This is a genomic window from Pseudoalteromonas sp. A3, assembly GCF_025942345.1.
Lineage (GTDB): Bacteria > Pseudomonadota > Gammaproteobacteria > Enterobacterales > Alteromonadaceae > Pseudoalteromonas > Pseudoalteromonas atlantica.
Genome location: NZ_JAPCKL010000002.1, coordinates 472,461 through 489,472, shown reverse-complemented (window position 1 = coordinate 489,472; position 17,012 = coordinate 472,461). Strand labels below are relative to the sequence as shown.

General features: G+C 39.5%; 11 protein-coding genes. 3 read left to right on the top strand and 8 right to left on the bottom strand.

Translation table 11 applies throughout. The features are described 5' to 3' along the window. Positions 1 to 124: 124 nt before the first annotated feature. The 3 genes from rnd to OIZ54_RS05225 form a co-directional block, all read right to left on the bottom strand. A complete protein-coding gene (gene rnd / locus OIZ54_RS05235; protein ID WP_096042992.1) occupies positions 125 to 1,255 on the bottom strand; it encodes a ribonuclease D in 1,131 nt (376 codons plus the stop codon). A gap of 51 nt (positions 1,256 to 1,306) precedes the next feature. After that, the gene (gene fadD, locus OIZ54_RS05230; protein WP_024031721.1) at positions 1,307 to 2,959 is read right to left on the bottom strand and encodes a long-chain-fatty-acid--CoA ligase FadD; all 1,653 of its coding nucleotides are present in this window, start codon (positions 2,957 to 2,959) and stop codon (positions 1,307 to 1,309) included. Positions 2,960 to 3,074: 115 nt separating this feature from the next. Continuing rightward, a complete protein-coding gene (locus tag OIZ54_RS05225; RefSeq protein ID WP_004586368.1) occupies positions 3,075 to 3,926 on the bottom strand; it encodes an alpha/beta hydrolase in 852 nt (283 codons plus the stop codon). Between the two features lie 579 nt (positions 3,927 to 4,505). On the opposite strand from OIZ54_RS05225, the gene OIZ54_RS05220 reads away from it, so the two are divergent. After that, a complete protein-coding gene (locus OIZ54_RS05220; RefSeq protein WP_264389908.1) occupies positions 4,506 to 5,795 on the top strand; it encodes an alkaline phosphatase in 1,290 nt (429 codons plus the stop codon). Positions 5,796 to 5,859: 64 nt separating this feature from the next. Here OIZ54_RS05220 and OIZ54_RS05215 read toward each other — a convergent pair whose 3' ends face one another. The 5 genes from OIZ54_RS05215 to OIZ54_RS05195 all read right to left on the bottom strand — a co-directional run bounded on the left by OIZ54_RS05215 (position 5,860) and on the right by OIZ54_RS05195 (position 13,094). Continuing rightward, the gene (locus OIZ54_RS05215) at positions 5,860 to 6,189 is read right to left on the bottom strand and encodes a hypothetical protein (RefSeq protein ID WP_055254155.1); all 330 of its coding nucleotides are present in this window, start codon (positions 6,187 to 6,189) and stop codon (positions 5,860 to 5,862) included. Positions 6,190 to 6,257: 68 nt separating this feature from the next. Further along, entirely contained in the window at positions 6,258 to 6,962 is a 705-nt protein-coding gene (gene tsaB / locus OIZ54_RS05210; RefSeq protein WP_264389907.1) for a tRNA (adenosine(37)-N6)-threonylcarbamoyltransferase complex dimerization subunit type 1 TsaB, read from the bottom strand. A gap of 9 nt (positions 6,963 to 6,971) precedes the next feature. Next, positions 6,972 to 8,888 (bottom strand): ATP-dependent DNA helicase, encoded by a 1,917-nt coding sequence (locus tag OIZ54_RS05205; protein WP_248531917.1) that lies wholly within the window; start codon positions 8,886 to 8,888, stop codon positions 6,972 to 6,974. A gap of 98 nt (positions 8,889 to 8,986) precedes the next feature. Beyond that, the gene (locus OIZ54_RS05200) at positions 8,987 to 10,840 is read right to left on the bottom strand and encodes a M20/M25/M40 family metallo-hydrolase (protein WP_264389906.1); all 1,854 of its coding nucleotides are present in this window, start codon (positions 10,838 to 10,840) and stop codon (positions 8,987 to 8,989) included. A 73-nt stretch (positions 10,841 to 10,913) separates the two neighbouring features. Further along, complete coding sequence (locus OIZ54_RS05195) at positions 10,914 to 13,094, bottom strand: M4 family metallopeptidase (protein WP_055019032.1); 2,181 nt, start codon at positions 13,092 to 13,094, stop codon at positions 10,914 to 10,916. A 503-nt stretch (positions 13,095 to 13,597) separates the two neighbouring features. Here OIZ54_RS05195 and OIZ54_RS05190 point away from each other — a divergent pair. Together OIZ54_RS05190 and OIZ54_RS05185 are read left to right on the top strand one after the other, a co-directional pair. Then, a complete protein-coding gene (locus OIZ54_RS05190; protein ID WP_004586375.1) occupies positions 13,598 to 14,881 on the top strand; it encodes a cation:proton antiporter in 1,284 nt (427 codons plus the stop codon). A gap of 133 nt (positions 14,882 to 15,014) precedes the next feature. Then, a complete protein-coding gene (locus OIZ54_RS05185) occupies positions 15,015 to 16,952 on the top strand; it encodes a cytochrome c/FTR1 family iron permease (protein ID WP_264389904.1) in 1,938 nt (645 codons plus the stop codon). The last annotated feature ends 60 nt before the right edge of the window (positions 16,953 to 17,012 follow it).

The following is a 17,012-nucleotide window of genomic DNA, read 5'->3' as shown; positions in this document are numbered from 1 at the left end:
AATCGCTATTTAGTTGTTCTAAATGAGAATTTTTTAACGCAGATAGCGACACGTTTAGCCCCTAAAAATGATTAAATATTATTGCGAATTGGTATAACATAGCCTGTTAGCTTAAAAAGTGGGTTTAATTATCCCACTCTTTAAGTGCGTCTTTAACAAAACTGTAGCGCCAAGAATTAAGTAAATCAGGTTTAATATGATTTACTTTTTGCTCATCGGTGAGTTTCCAATTCCAGCTAATAAGCTGATTAATTTGCTTTTTAGAGGCCATTACATCCTCTGGTATACCCTGCTCTTTTGCCACTTTAGTGATTTTTTGTTTAATATCTTTAGCTACTTTTTTATAAGCCGGAAAATCAATTAAACGTTTAAGCACAGGCGGATGCTCATCAACCGGGAGTGCTTTGGCCTTTTCAATACACTTTAGTATTTCAACTCCAGAGCGGTTTACTTCCATCGACTCAACACCCGGAATTTGTCTTAGCGTATTTAAGCTCGAAGGCCCACGTTTAGCAATTTCCGTCATGTTGTGCTCTTTAAGCACAAAATTAAGCGCTAAATTTTTACGAATAGCTTTATTACGACGCCATACAGCTAATTCTTTTAATACCGCGAGCTCGTGCGGTTTTAGTTGCCATGCGTTTTTTATATCTTTGTAAAGCAGCTCATCTGGGGTTTGAAAGGCGCGTTTATTTGCAATTAACTCGCTCTCATTTATTACAATATCAAATAACTCAGCTTTATTTATACGCTCAATTATTAGTTCAAAACAAGGCAGTAAATGAAACGTATCAGCGGCTGCATAATCGAGCTGCTTTTTAGTTAATGGGCGCTGTAGCCAATTAGTTCGCGATTCACTTTTGTCTATTTCTATGCCTAATAGCTCTTTTACCATTAGCGCAAAGCCCATACAGTTGCCTTCGCCTAAAAGCTGAAGAGCAAATTGTGTATCAAACAATGGAGCGGGTACAAAGCCTGCATATTTTTGAAATACTTCAATATCTTCTGAGGGTGAATGCAACACTTTAAGTACTGATGGATCTTGTAATATTTGCCAAAATTCAAATAACGAGAGTTCAGCAAGTGGATCTATAAGGGCGAGATGCTCACCATCATATACTTGAATAAGTGCAACTTCAGGGTACAAAGTACGGCGGCGCATAAACTCTGTGTCTATGGCTAAAATAGGCTTGTTTTTTATTTGCTCAACAAAGGTGTTGAGTTGATTTTGTGTTTCGATCAATTGGTATTGCACTTAATCTCCTACAATAAAAAAGCCGGCTAATGCCGGCTTTTTTATAGTTTACTAATCTTTTAGGGCTCTTCTGAGAATTTTACCTACATTTGTTTTAGGTAACTCATCCTTAAACTCAACGAGTTTAGGCACCTTATAATTAGTTAAATTATCACGACAGTGATTTATTATATCTTTTTCAGTTAAAGAAGGGTCTTTTTTAACAACAAAAACTTTAACTTGTTCACCACTTACATCGTGCGGAATACCAATAGCCGCAACTTCTAGTACGCCGTCGTGCATGGCAACCACTTCTTCTATCTCATTTGGGAACACATTAAAGCCCGATACAATGATCATGTCTTTTTTGCGGTCAACAATATAGAAAAAGCCTTCATCGTCGTATGTGGCAATATCGCCGGTAGCAAACCAACCATCTTGCAAACATTCTGCGGTTGCATCTGGGCGGTTATAGTAACCTAGCATAACTTGTGGGCCTTTAACCCATAGCTCACCGGGTTCACCTTTTGCCGCTTCTTCACCGTTTTCAAGCATTAGCTTAATTTCGGTATTAGGAGCAGGTAAACCAATAGAGCCATTATAAGCTTCTAAATCGTACGGGCTTACAGTTACAAGCGGTGCACACTCAGTTAAACCGTAACCTTCCATTAATTTAGAATTAGTCACTTTTTGCCATTTTTCAGCTACAGGACGTTGTACCGCCATACCGCCACCTAATGACATTTTTAAATGACTAAAATCAAGCTCTGCAAACCCTGGTGTATTAAGTAACCCGTTAAACAGGGTATTTACACCGGTAATAGCAGTAAATTTATGCTGATTAAGCTCTTTAACAAATGCTGGCATATCACGTGGGTTTGTAATTAATACATTCAAACCACCGTATTTCATAAACGTTAAGCAGTTAGCCGTTAACGCAAATATATGGTAAAGCGGTAATGCAGTAACAACAACTTCAGTACCACGGTCTAATACTTTATCTAAACAGCCCGATACTTGCTCAAGGTTACCAACCATGTTTCCATGACTTAACATCGCCCCTTTAGATACGCCGGTTGTACCACCCGTGTATTGTAAAAAGGCCAGATCAGATAAGCTCATTTCTGGACGCGTATACTTTGCAGGGTCACCTGCTAACACATCTGAAAACTTAATTGTATTTGGCAGGTTGTAGCTGGGTACCATTTTTTTTATATATTTAACCACAAAATTAACGATATGCTTTTTAATACCACCCACCATGTCGCCCACTTGGGTAACAACAATGTGTTTTACATCCGTTTTTGCAAGTGCTTTTTCAAGCGTGTCTGCAAAGTTAGCCAATATAAAAATAGCTGACGCGTCAGAGTCTTTTAATTGATGCTCAAGCTCTCGTACTGTGTAAAGTGGGTTTACGTTAACCACCACACACCCTGCACGTAAAATACCTAAAATAGCGATAGGCGTTTGTAATAAGTTAGGCATCATTACGGCAACTTTGTCGCCTTTTTTAAGACCTAAATCATTTTGAATATACGAGGCAACACGTTGTGTCGCTGTATCTATTTCATCATACGATAATGTTTTACCCATATTCGTAAATGCAGGTAAATCTTTGTAATCGGTAAAACTTTTTTCGAACACTTCGAGTAACGAGTTGTAATGCTCAGGATCGATTGTTTCAGGCATACCTTCTGGGTAGCGCTTAAGCCAGATTTTTTCCACTCTTAGCCCCTGTTTATAATTATATTTTTATTAACCTTAATCTAAGTAAGGCACTTTAACAATTGAGCAAATACTCTAATGCAGGAATAATCCCACATTTGGCGCTAATTTACAATTAACATGCACCATTTTGCAGCATAAAGGCTTGAATATGCTCAAAACATAACCCACTGCTTTGCATATGGCAATGATGCCCGCCATCTACATTAATTACCTTCAAGTTGTTGTAATAGCTAATATACTTGGCCAAATTTTGTTTTACAAACGAATAACCTTGGTTACCTAAAATTAATTGGCTTGGTGCAATTAATTGTTTTATTGCACCAATACATTGCGCTTCATCAAACCTAAAACCTGAGTGATTTTTAAGCTTAGGGTCTGTTGTTAACTCATACCCTAGTTCACTTTGCTTAATATTACGACTCATCAATAAGGTGATCAGTTCGTTATTTAAATCTGTTGTATTTGCACGCGCATCGATAATCGCTGATTGCGATTTATAAACGCGCTTTTTTTTATTGTAGGCGCGCTCTCTGTTCAGTATCGCCCCTTTTAATTGCTCACATACTTCATCACTGGGGGTTGTAACACAGCCAATCCCTTCAATAAAGGTAACTGAATGCACATACTCACTAAAACAACTAGCAAATAAACCAGCCACCATTGCGCCCATTGAATGGCCGACTAAATGTACCTTTTTTGCCCCTAAGCTCTTTATAAGTTGGTACACATCGTCAATATAATCAACAAAATAATAATGAGCGTCCTGTGCGCGCCAATCAGATAGCCCATGCCCAGCAAACTCAACACAATACCAAGTATGCTGCGGGTTAACTTTATCTAGCATAGGTGTAAAACTATTACTGTTATCTAGCCACCCATGCAAGGCTATAACCAGCTCATCGCCAGTGCCTTTTTGTAAGCCACGCAATGTTATATTTCTTGTTTTTATTTCAAATGGCTGCAACAGACACCTCTTTTTAACGTGCGACATTATTTATAACATACTAGTTGTCAGACCTCTAATACCAAAAGTTTTTATATTTTTTATATTTATAAAGACCACTTTATTTGTAAGGTTAACTTTTGAATTTTAATTATGTATTTAATTTCAACAACTTAAAATATTTTAAGTTTCATTAATTCAATAAATAATTACAAACAGAGCTTAAATACTCTTCAGGTAAGTAATGTATACCACTATATTCATTACACTATAATTAACATAACCTAAAAAAATGGCTGTATTGTTTTAGTGACAATTAGCCAAACCTGTTTATATACTTTGCTTTTTATTCTTACTTCATTTCATTATTATACGAGGGCGTATTGAACTTTGTGGATTGAAATTTGTTCAATCTACGGGCGGTTAAATCCTGGTACGAGGTTTGTAACCTTGTGGACGGAGTAAAAACCTAGCAAAAACTTAATCGCCTTAGAAAGAATTTTTGGGCAGCGCATGTTTGGTATTTATGCTGCTAATTCAACACGCCGTAACCATATACAATTGTGGTGCTATTTAAACAGCACATTCATAGGGATAAAAATGAAAAACCAACTTAGCTTATTAGCGCTTTTATGTGCATCTACCAGTGTTTATGCAAGCGATGCACCTAAAAATGTAATTTATATGATTGGTGACGGGATGGGTCCTGCCTATACAACCGCTTATCGTTATTTTAAAGATGATCCAACCACCAAGCAGATTGAAACAACCGTATTTGATACTATTTTAACAGGCATGGCGCGTACTTACCCTGACGATCACACTTATGTTACCGACAGTGCTGCAGGTGCAACCGCACTGAGTAGCGGCCATAAAAGTTATAATGGTGCTATTGCAGTCGATACAGACAAAAAGCCCGTTAAAACCATGCTAGAAATAGCAAAAGAACGCGGTATGACAACAGCATTAGTGGCTACCTCGCAAATTAACCATGCCACCCCAGCTAGTTTTGCTACACATAACGAATCACGTCGAAATTACGATGCGATTGCTAATGAATACATAGATAACAAAATTGCAGGTAAGCTCCCTGTTGATTTAATGCTAGGCGGCGGTACGCAGTATTTTATTAGAGAAGACCGTAACCTCGTTGATGAATTTAAAGCAGCTGGTTATCAATATAGCGATGATATAAAAAACCTTGGTCAGATCACACAACTACCGGCACTTGGCTTATACGCCCCAATAGGCCTGCCATTTGCACTGGATGCTAATTCAAACCACTTAACGCAACTAACAGCTAAAGCATTTGATTTACTCGACGGCCAAAATGAAGACGGCTTTTTTGTAATGATTGAAGGCAGCCAAATTGATTGGTGTGGACATGCTAACGATGTAGCCTGTGCCTTGGCCGAAATGGATGACTTTGCACAGTCGATTGAAAAAGCAAAAGCCTATATTGATAAAAACCCTGATACTTTATTAGTGGTTACTGCAGATCATTCAACTGGTGGGTTAACCCTCGGTGCGCACGGACAATATAAGTGGGATACAGAAGTTATTAAAGGCGTTAAAGCAACAGCCGTTGAGCTGACAAAGCAATTACTCGCTGCTGATGACCTAGAGCCTATTTGGCGCGCCAACACAGGTATTGAATATACACCGGCTAATAAAGTAAAACTTGAACAAGCGAAAAAAATGGGCGAAACAGCGCTTAATTTAGCCATTAAAAGTATTATTAGTGATGCCAGCTTTACTGGTTGGACAACAGGCGGACACACCGCTGTAGATGTACAAGTATTTGCCTACGGTAAAGGCAGTGAACACTTTAACGGTGCTCAAAATAATACAGATATTGCCGATAAACTAATTGGCTTTATTAAACAGTAGCCATAAGCTTACGCAAAAAGCCCGAACCAGTGTTCGGGCTTTTTATTTTTTACTATTACGGGGGCTAAGCGTATATATCGACGCCTATTAAATCTTGTACTTCGGCGCGACGCTCTAAATTTGCAAATTCAGTATATGTTGAAATTGCTTTACTCACCGTTGGGCTTGGTTGGTCATAAATAGTTTGGCTGTACTTTGCGTTACTAGTGTTTTGACTAAAGTATTGATTAGCAAGCTCTACACCCGCTTTACTAGTTTTTACATAATCTGTGTTTGTTTTTTGACTGGCGCTATCATCCGCTAAACCTTGTGGTTTAGAGGGTAAAATTTTTGTAGAGGTAACCTTTGCAGGAATATCTCCAGTAAAAAAACCAGCGCCAATTGGCAAAGTCATAGATAACTTCCAACAATAAACATATTAAAAATTATGATTTAAAAACACCCAATTTGCAACTCTTGTGCTTATTCGCGACCCGGTAGTTTTTTCCATGTTACTGTATCGCGCACATATTTAGGTTGCGCATCACTTGCTTTAACAACCTCGCCCTTTAAAAAGGCCGTGTCTACATGGCTAAGCATATAGCGAGCATCTGGCAAAGTAATGGCTGTATTTATGGTTATATTGCTAACGTTTTTAAGTGCATCAGGGTAACTTTTAAATCCCGTGCCAACGGCAATCGCGTGTAAATCTTCACTGCTTATGTGCTCTTTGCTTAATAAATCAGGTTTTATAACACACTCTTCATTTACCAACTCCATGCGTGCGTTATTTACCTGGTATTGGGCAAAATAAATTTCTCCCATACGCGCATCTATAGCTGAATACACGACTGGCGCCTGCGTTTGTTCGTACGCTTGCTGGGCCATAATTGCCAAGGTTGATACACCCACTAATGGTAAATTGGCTGAATAAGCTAACCCTTGTGCAATAGCAACACTAATGCGCACACCGGTAAAGCTACCTGGCCCTTGGCCAAAGCCAATAACGTCTAAGTCTTTTAATTTACACTGTGCTTTATTAAGAAGCTCATCAACTAAAGGGAGTATTTTTTGACTATGTTGCTGTGGGCATTCTTCAAAATGATGAAATGTTTGGCCCTCAAAGTGTAAAACTAAAGATAACGCTTCGGTTGAGGCGTCTAGGGCAAGAATATTACTTTTAATCATTTTAGTACTCTAGTTAATGTGTTTTAAAAATGTGTTTGCATCTTCTAAGCTTCGCGTGCGGCGCATCGGCGGTAAGCTTTTTAAAAATACTTGGCCATATTGGCGCGTTACTAATCGGTTGTCGCAAATAACCAGCACGCCTTTATCTTTGTTATCTCGTATTAAACGCCCCACGCCCTGCTTGAGCGCAATAACAGCTTGCGGTAACTGTATATGAGCAAACGGGTCTTTGCCTTGCATTTGGCAATCTTGCATTTTGGCTTGCAGTAATGGGTCATCCGGTGCTGCAAAAGGTAACTTGTCAATAATAACACAGCTTAGCGTGCTACCACGTACATCAACCCCTTCCCAGAACGAGGCAGTACCTAACAATACCGCATTACCATGGCGCGTAAATTTTTCCAGTATTATACGCTTAGACATTTGCCCTTGCATATAAACTGGGTAGTCCATTTGTGTGGTTAACCCCTCTGCCACCAAATGCATCATTCGGTAACTTGTAAACAGCACAAAGCAACGCCCTTTAGCCGATTTAATCAGCTCTAGGGTTAATTTTATAATTGCATGAGGCATGTTCTCTGCATGCGATTCTGGCAAATATCGTGGTAAGCATAAAAGTGCCTGATTAGGGTAATCAAAGGGGCTATCAACCATCATACTTTGCGCAGGAGTAATACCTAAGCTTGCATTAAAGTGATCGAGCTTATTATCAACTGATAACGTGGCTGAGGTAAATACAAACCCTGCGCCGGTGTCTTTCATCATTTGAGCAAATTTAGTAGAGACATTAAGGGGCGTAATATTAACCGTTAAATAGCGCCGCGTGGTTTCGTACCAATAGCTAAAGCCCGTTTGTGCGGTATCAAAAACACGCTCTAACTGACCTTTAAACGCTAAAGTGCGCTCAAACGGGTGCTCTATTTTATCACTTCGCTCTAGGCACAGTTTTAATACCTGATAAACAAAGTCTAAATCGCTAATTACCCGATGCAGCGCTGCGCAAATTAATTTATCACTGAGCTTTTCGCGCCAATCTCCTCGGCTTCCATCTACACCAAACTGTAAACGTAAATCAGCCACACTGGTTTCAAGCTTATTAAGGCTTTTTCCAAGTTGCAGCATATCGGGAATTTCTGCACGGTAAATAGCGCGTAAATCGTTAATTAAATCCACCAGCTTTTTAGTACTAATACTTTCACCAAAGTAATCACTAGCAATTTCGCTAAGCTGGTGTGCTTCGTCAAAAATATAAGCGTCGGCGGTGGGCATAAGTTCGGCAAAACCGGAGTCTTTTACTGCCATATCAGCAAAAAATAAATGATGGTTTATAACCACTACATCCGCTTCGGCTGCATTTAAACGCGCTTTGCGTATATAACATGATTGAAAGTCTGGACACTCTTTGCCTAAACAATTATCGGCTGTCGAATTAACATAGGGCAGTACCTTGGCGTCTTCTTCAATACCAATACAATCGGCTAAATCACCCGAGTGTGTTTCACTGGCAAATTTTGCAACCATAGCAAGTTGATGCATTACATCAGGATCGTCTGTTGGTACATGGGCTACATGTTGGTTTAGCCTATAAGTGCACAGATAATTAGCGCGCCCTTTTAACAATGCGGTTTTTTTAGAGGCATTAAGTGCTTTTACTAGCTGAGGTAAATCGCGGTGGTATAACTGCTCTTGTAAGGCCTTAGAGCCTGTAGAGATAATTGTTTTACCTTTAGATTTAAGGGCAGGCGCTAAATAGGCAAACGTTTTACCTGTACCAGTGCCCGCTTCAACCACTAACTGCGTGCTATTTTTTAATGCATCGTTAACGGCAACGGCCATATCAATTTGAGGTTGGCGAGGCGTGTATCCATCTAAAGATAACGCTAACGGCCCGGTTGCACTAAACAGCTGTTTGATAATACCAGTCACTTTACAAAAAATAATAGCGAGATTTTACGTAAGCCTGGCTATAAGGGCAAGCCAATTGAAATTAGAATTTTGTAAAGGGGCTCACACCCCTTTACACGTTATTGTGCATTTATAGATAACGTGACATTGCTGGCATTGCTATACCCTTTTAAATCGATATACCAATTACCTGTTTGTGGCGCAGAAAACGAACAGGTTTCGCTATTGCCATTTTTATATGGCCTGCACAAGTACTGAGAAACACTAGAAGGAGTGCCAAAGTTTACATATAAATCAGCATCGCCACTGCCACCAGACATTGTTATATCTAATGATGCGTACTGCGTATTTAAACTTTGGCTAAAGCGTTGCCAGCTCCCAGCAGAAACACTAATGTTTGTTATGCTCCGATTGATAGGCTCAATACTCCCCCCTTCATTGTAACTTCCGGTTAGGGATACATTTTCTATCGCATTCCATGCGTGTACCATCACATAGTAAACTCCTTCACTAGAGGGATTAATATCGCAACGTTCATTACTACTTGAGGTAGTGCTTTTACAATCATAATCGTTCAGCGTAGGTGCTTGATTGTAGCGTACATATAAGTCTGCATCGCCTGTGCCCCCAGTCGTAATAAAATTTAAATTGCTCGCACTTTGTGGCACAGCTAATGTGTAAATAAACTGCTCTTTTGCAACCCCTGTGATCCCACTAAGTGTTTGCCCATTGGTTAATTGGTTATTAGTAGGAGGCAAAGTATCGCCGGCATTTTTTGCCATTTCGGCAACATAACTTACTGCCAACTTGGCGAATTTACTGGCATGTTGAGCATCAAACTGGTTATCGTTTTGGGTGTGAATAAGCGGGTTTATATCGCCCATTTTTGATTCAAAAGGCATAGAGGCTGCAAACCCTTGCTGATACCATGACGCATGATCAGAACACCCATAACCACACTGATCAAATCCATAATTTAATTGCGGTAAGTAGGTATCTAAAAGCGCTGCTAAAAACTGATTTTGTGCATTGTTAGTATAATCAGTCATCATAACTATATCTTCAAGGCTGCCATTATTGCCTGTCATATCAAACTGCACCATGCCCACTGCATTTTTACCCTGCGATTGGTAGCTGCTTGCAATATCACTTGAACCTCTAAGGCCGACCTCTTCCGCTGCAAACGCCATAATTTGAATCGTACGCTGTGGTTTGTAATTAGTTTGTACAATAGCGCGCAGCGCCTCTGATAGCACAGCAATGCCTGAGGCGTTATCATCAGCACCAGGTGAACGTCCATTGCTTGGGTTTGACTGATTTATCGAATCAAGGTGGCCGCCAATAATAACAATTTCTTCTGCTTTTTCATTGCCTTCAATTGTCACTATAACCGACGATTGCGCCCAATTATGCGGGTAAGTTGCAATGCTAATATCACTGCGACTTTGCGCTATTTGTTGCCAATATGTGTTTAACCAATTTGCAGCATCTACTCCTGTTTGTGAGGTGTAATAACGATTATTAAAACTGGTTAAAGAGTTAACAGTGCTATCGAGGTTAACGGTGCTAATTGATGACATTAAATTTTGTACTGTTTGTTCGTTATCAATAGAATAACTAAATGCTAATGTATTTTGTATAGTATGCGCCGCGGCTAATTGTGTTGCGTAACTGCTCGCCTCTTGCCATGAATCATGTGCCACAAACCCACCGCACCGATTATAATTGTGGTGCATAAATTCGCTTAGATTATTTACCTGATCAGCAGGTATATTTACCAAGTCTATATTTTTAAGCGCACTTGTTGAGCGCTGTGCAAAGGGCAATCTTTGTACTAATCCATGCTGGGTATACTCATAATGTGCCGCTGCAGTTGAATCTATGCTTACCCACACTTTGTTTGTTTCACTTTGTGCTACAACGCCCATTGTAGTAAATAAGCTCAGCGCACTTAGTAGTTTAAAAGGTTTCATTGGTATTCCTTATAATTGGCAATACTGGTATCCATAAAATTAAAAAGGGGCACTAGGCCCCTGGTATCAATGTTTAATTAGCAGACACACTCAGTGTTACTCCGCTTGCATTACTGTACCCTCTTAAATCTAGGTACCAAGTACCTGATTGTGGGTTATCAAACGAACACGTTTCACTGTTGCCATTTTTATAAGGTCTACACAAATAAGTTGACGTACTCGACGCCGAACCATAATTTACATAAAGATCGGCATCGCCACTTCCACCAGAAATAGTAACGGTTAAATTACTATAGCCCGCTCCTAAGTCTTGAGTAAATCGAGCCCAGCTATTAGTTGAAACACTAATATTAGACTCGGTTCTGTTAATCGGTGTGACGCCTCCTGTTGAATTGTTAAAACTCCCAGTAAGCGATACATCAGCTATAGCATTCCATGCTTCTACCATTACATAGTAGGTGCCTGCTTGAACGTTCGAAATACTGCAGTTTTCGGTGCTTGAAGAGGTGGTACTTTTACAGTCATACGTATTCAGTGTGGGTTTACTTCCAAACATTACATATAAATCTGCATCGCCCGAGCCACCAGCGGTATTAAACTCAAGATCTGTTGCCCCCGCTGGTACATCGAGTGTAAAAAACATCTGCGCTTTTGCAGAGCCGCTGATCCCCGTACGTGCCACTTTATTTGTTAACGCCTCATCCGTAGGCACAGGCGTGCTCGAGCAATCGCTCCCTGCACTTAGGTTTGAACTAACTCCCACTGCCGCCAATGCAGCTTGTACATCGCTTGGGTTGTAATTTAAGTCACACGCAGCGTCCATAACGCCGTTACCAGCTAAATCCCAATTTGTACTCGCACTCCAATAAAGCTGATTCGCACGTGCCATGACTACAAATGCTTTTTTAGTATCCCAGCCGGATGTAGTAGCAAGGTTATAAAATGCTTTGTTAAATACACCCGAGCTATAGTGCACATCCATGCCAGAGGTATAACTACCTTGATTATCTATAGAGCGTCCATCCTGTGATGGGTTATTCATATAGCGAAGCGCGCCATTGCCTTTAAAAATATCTTGCCCGACTAACCAATCGTTAGTGCCTTTCATGTAATACTCAGCCGCTTCACCAGCCATATCAGAAAAAGCTTCATTTAAGCCACCCGACTTACCGCTGTAAATTAAGCCAGAATTCTGTTCGGTAAAGCCATGGCTTACCTCATGCGCCGATACATCAAGGCTTACGAGTGGGTAAAAAGTGCTTTGCCCATCGCCAAAGGTCATTGCGCTGCCATCCCAAAATGCATTTTCATAATTACTTGAATAATGTACGCGCATTTTTAACTGAAAACTTAGCGGTGGCGACCCCACCCAGTCGTTATACATATTAAAAATAACGTTACCAAAATAATGAGCATCGTTAAGCGGCGAATAAGCCCCATTTATCTCTTTTACTGTATTCTCAGGGCAAGTAAATGAATGGGCAGCAGAGCCACTTGTGCCGCCATTGAGATTTATAGTTCTTACATTGGCATTATCCATAACACAGGTGTTACCAGATTGAGACACATCTAGGTTGCTAAAGTCAGTACCGTAAATGTATTTACCTGTTTTGAGATTCCCCCCTGGTCCCGTAGCATCAGCATGTTGTAAGTTATCGTAGCTGAGCAAAACCTCACCGGTATTAGCATCGATTATTTGATAAGGGCGTGATGGCGATTTGCCGTAGGTTACATACGATACTTCATACACCAAGTGCGCCTTACTTTGTTGATCAACCCAAATCGCTAACCTTGATTTCTCATTGTGTTTTTTTAAACCTTTAGTTTTTGCAGCTATGCCTACATTTTGGCTTTGAAGCATGGCTTGTTTTACAGATAATTTAGCGCTTACATCGTTTATATCGCCTTCAATATCGTACACCGCAGCGCCATGGGCTTTTTTAAGCATGCCATTTTTAAATGTAAGGCTTAAAGTGTCACCAATTACTGGTAAACCTTGATATGTTTGCTGATAACGGCGAGTTACTTCACCGTTATTACTTATAAACTCTTTTAATACAACTAACTCGTTCCTTACACTTAACCCAATCAAGTCTTTAGGGCTAGTAGATAAAATGGATGCTGAATTTGATTGCATCATGTTATTTAAAGCCGTTTGTTGATTTAGGTATTTCTTGTTCGCAGCTACTGCATCTGTTGCTTGAACCAAGGTTAAAGCAGCAAAAGTTGCTAATGTGATTTTTGATAAATTCACGTTTACGCTCCGTCAAAATATTTAGTTTGTAGTGGATTTGTATTAACCGGAACTACTTGTACCCGATTAAGGATCAAGCTTATGTTACAAATTTGAGTTATGAAAATTAAACATTTAATTTACAAGTAAAGTATTAGGAAACGTAAGAACAACAGAAATTACAGCAGGTTAAAAAACACACAAAATCAGTAAAACCTAAAACAGATACAAATTGTATACATATATTTACACTAAATTACACTATTAGCCGCGCCCAATAGCTACGTTTACTTTATTTAATTAACGGCAGTAATCAGCCATTATGTTGCCTAGGCAACTTTGTATTAATCTCCTCATTACAAGCAATAACACCAGTAAATTTGCATTAACTATATGTCTCCTAAAGACATAAAAAAAGTGCTAAAAGCCCCATAAATACTGTGACACAGCCTAGTCACAGGAGTAATATACGGCTCGTTTAATTCGCTCTTTTTTGTTCTCTAAAATAAATTTAAGGTTAGCCAATGAATGCTTGGTATCTCATTTGTTTTCTCTCTGCTATCGCAATTTTTATTGCTTATGCAAACCAGTATGTTCTTAAAATGCAAACAACGATTGCTATAACAACAGGCTCGGTTGTTATATCGTTGTTATTAATTATTTCAGTTAAGTTATTAGGCGATACAACTGCATTAGAAATGACGCAAATTGTAGCCAGTATTAATTTTAATGAATTGCTTTTAAAAGGCATGCTTGGATTTTTGTTATTTGCAGGTGCTTTAGAAATTAACCTGTTGGCACTGCGTAAACAACGATGGGAAATAACCGCTTTAGTTTTGTTCTCTACCGTAGTCTCTACTTTTTTAATTGGCTATTTAAGTTTTTATATTTTTGCCGCTCTTGGCTGGCCCGTCCCTTTTATTTATTGTTTACTTTTTGGCGCCTTAATAAGCCCAACCGATCCAATTGCTGTACTGGCAATTATTAAACAATTACGCGCCCCTGAAGGTATTTCGGTACAGGTAGAAGGCGAGTCTTTATTTAACGATGGTATTGGTTTGGTAATTTTTACTACGCTGTTTTCTGTTGCATTTTTTGGCACCGATGCCAACCCAGCCGACATTGCAGAGCTGTTTTTTGTTGATGCCATAGGTGGAATCGTGTTTGGCTTAGCAATGGCCCTTGTGGGTCACTTTTTAATTATTAACTGTAAAGATGTAAATATACGCCTATTAATAACCTTAACCATTCCAACTGCGGGTTTTGCCGCTGCCAATGTATGGGAAATATCTGGTGCGCTTGCCATGGTAACCAGTGGTATTATTTTAGGTAATATTACTCGCGCAAAAGCAACCGAGCGCACAGGGCCTGAAAACACGCGCTATATTAAAGACTTTTGGCACGCCACCGACAGCTTTTTAAACGCTTTATTGTTTTTGATTATTGGTATGCTGATTGTCACTATGCCAGTAACAATGGGTGAAATTGGCTTAGGCCTTGTTATGATCCCTGCTATTTTATTAGCACGTTTTATTAGTGTTGGTGCACCATTTGTAATATTTAAGCGCTTTAAAAACTACGACAAACACAGCGTTAAAATTTTAACTTGGGGTGGTTTACGTGGCGGTTTAGCATTAGCTATGGCTGCAGCTATTCCTCGTGATCAAGTATTTATATCAGGTAGTGATCTGCATGATTTAATCGTTATTGTGACCTATGTTGTGGTTATATTTTCTATTATTGTGCAAGGTTTAACTATCTCTCCTCTCATTCAAAGTAGTATTAAATCTGCCGAGCAAAGTCACTAAGTTTTCTTTATTAAACCCGCAGTCTATTCACTGCGGGTTAGTTATTTATGGGGGATTATTTTTAGCACGGTTTTATTTATTTTAAGCGTAATAAAAATAGTTTTAATTTTAAATGTTTTTTATGGGGCTAATTATGTCCAGTAAGTATACCAGTGTTTTTTCGTTATTTTATGGCATTACACGTCGCCACGTTTTTCTCTTTCCTTTGTTCTTACTCACTTTTTTATGTTTTTCTGCTTTTGCCTCAACGCCTGCTGAGCAAGCTAAGACTAAACAAATATCACAACTTGCAGAGTACGTAGGGGTTGATTACGTTGGCGCGGTGCAAAAAGGCGAGGTAGTCAGTAAAGACGAATTTCAAGAAATGTCTGAGTTTGCAAATTTAATAAGCACGCTAGCCACACAGTTAAGCAGTGCTAATAATCAATACAGTCATATAAAAATACAAGCTGGCGCCTTACATAACGCCATTATAAATAAACAAAGCGTACAAAGTGTTCGTGCTGCGAGCTCAAAGCTTAGGGAGTCTTTGCTTGAATTTATGCCGCAGCTTTCTTTACCTTCATCTTTATTACCCCTGAAACAAACAAAGGCACTTTTTGCAGAAAACTGCTCTATGTGCCATGGCATAAATGGACAAGGTGATGGACCACTTGCTAAAGGTTTAACACCACAGCCCACCAACTTTATGGATAAAGAGCGAGCCACAAATCGCACAATTATGGGATTATATGAAGCTGTATCCAACGGCATAGACGATACGCCAATGGTTGCTTTTAGCCAATTTAATGAGCAACAACGTTGGTCACTCGCCTTTTATGTAGGCAGTTTAGCTTTTCAAGATATAACTAAGCCGCAACACAATAACCAGATAATCAGCACTTCAGACATCATTAATCTTAATCCTGCGCAGCTTTCACAAAATCAATCCCCTGCCCAAGTTCAATTTATTAAGTGGCTGCGCGGTAATCCAGAACACTTATTTAAAAACAAAGCTCAGCCACTTAGCGTTGCACGCTCGCAACTTATTGCAGCGCAAAATGCACATGCTAATGGTGAGTATGCCAAAGCCAGCGAACTGGCTATCAGTGCCTATTTAGATGGCTTTGAGCTGATAGAAAATAACTTAAATGCATACGATGAAAGCTTGCGTAAAAGCATTGAAGTACAATTGATGAACTTACGTAACACATTCAAAAATGAAAAAAACACCGAGCTTGTCAGCGCACAAGTTAATGCTGTACTTGCACAATTAACAAAAGCAAACAACCTACTTAATGACACCACACTCAGTGATGGCGCCTTGCTATCAGCCAGTTTAGTTATTTTGCTACGCGAAGGCCTAGAGGCACTATTAGTAGTTATTGCGCTAATGACTTTACTTATAAAAACCAAACGCCAAGATGCGCTTAAATACGTTCATATTGGCTGGGTATTGGCCCTCATAGCAGGAGGCTTAACATGGGCAGTAGCGCAAACATTAATACAAATAAGTGGTGCAAGCCGCGAAGTTATGGAAGGTATAGGCGCCCTATTTGCAGCTATTATTTTGCTATATGTTGGGGTATGGATGCACAGTAAAACCAGTGCTCAGCAGTGGCAGGCATATATTCAGCAAAATATTAATACGCGATTAGAGTCTGGCACACTATGGGGGCTCGCGGGCCTCTCGTTTATAGCGGTATATCGTGAAGTGTTCGAAACGGTATTATTTTATCAGTCGTTATTAACGCAAAGCTCGCAAGCACAGTATTCATCGGTTGCGATGGGCTTTGCACTGGGTGTGGGTTTATTAGCGCTTATAGCATGGGTGTTAGTTAAATATTCGATTAAGTTACCTATTGCTAAGTTTTTTGCCTATACAACTTATTTATTATTTGCACTTGCCTTTGTATTAATGGGTAAAGCTGTCATTGCATTACAAGAGGCTGATTTAGTCGCGATTAGTGTAATGCCGATAAACTTTGATATTACACTACTGGGTTTAAAATCTACGTGGCAAGGCTTTATAGCGCAACTTACCGTTGTAGTTATATTTAGCTTTTACATTATTAAAGCTAAAAAGCACTAACAAATATATAAAGCGTAAAGAACAACACGCCCTTAATAGTAAAAAGTTGTGCGTGGCTTT

Coding starts and splice junctions, on each gene's coding strand:
- tsaB (WP_264389907.1), bottom strand. CDS start 6,962: ATGATTAAAAGTAATATTCTTGCCCTAGACGCCTCAACCGAAGCGTTA.
- OIZ54_RS05220 (WP_264389908.1), top strand. CDS start 4,506: ATGAAAAACCAACTTAGCTTATTAGCGCTTTTATGTGCATCTACCAGT.
- OIZ54_RS05200 (WP_264389906.1), bottom strand. CDS start 10,840: ATGAAACCTTTTAAACTACTAAGTGCGCTGAGCTTATTTACTACAATG.
- OIZ54_RS05215 (WP_055254155.1), bottom strand. CDS start 6,189: ATGACTTTGCCAATTGGCGCTGGTTTTTTTACTGGAGATATTCCTGCA.
- OIZ54_RS05190 (WP_004586375.1), top strand. CDS start 13,598: ATGAATGCTTGGTATCTCATTTGTTTTCTCTCTGCTATCGCAATTTTT.
- OIZ54_RS05185 (WP_264389904.1), top strand. CDS start 15,015: ATGTCCAGTAAGTATACCAGTGTTTTTTCGTTATTTTATGGCATTACA.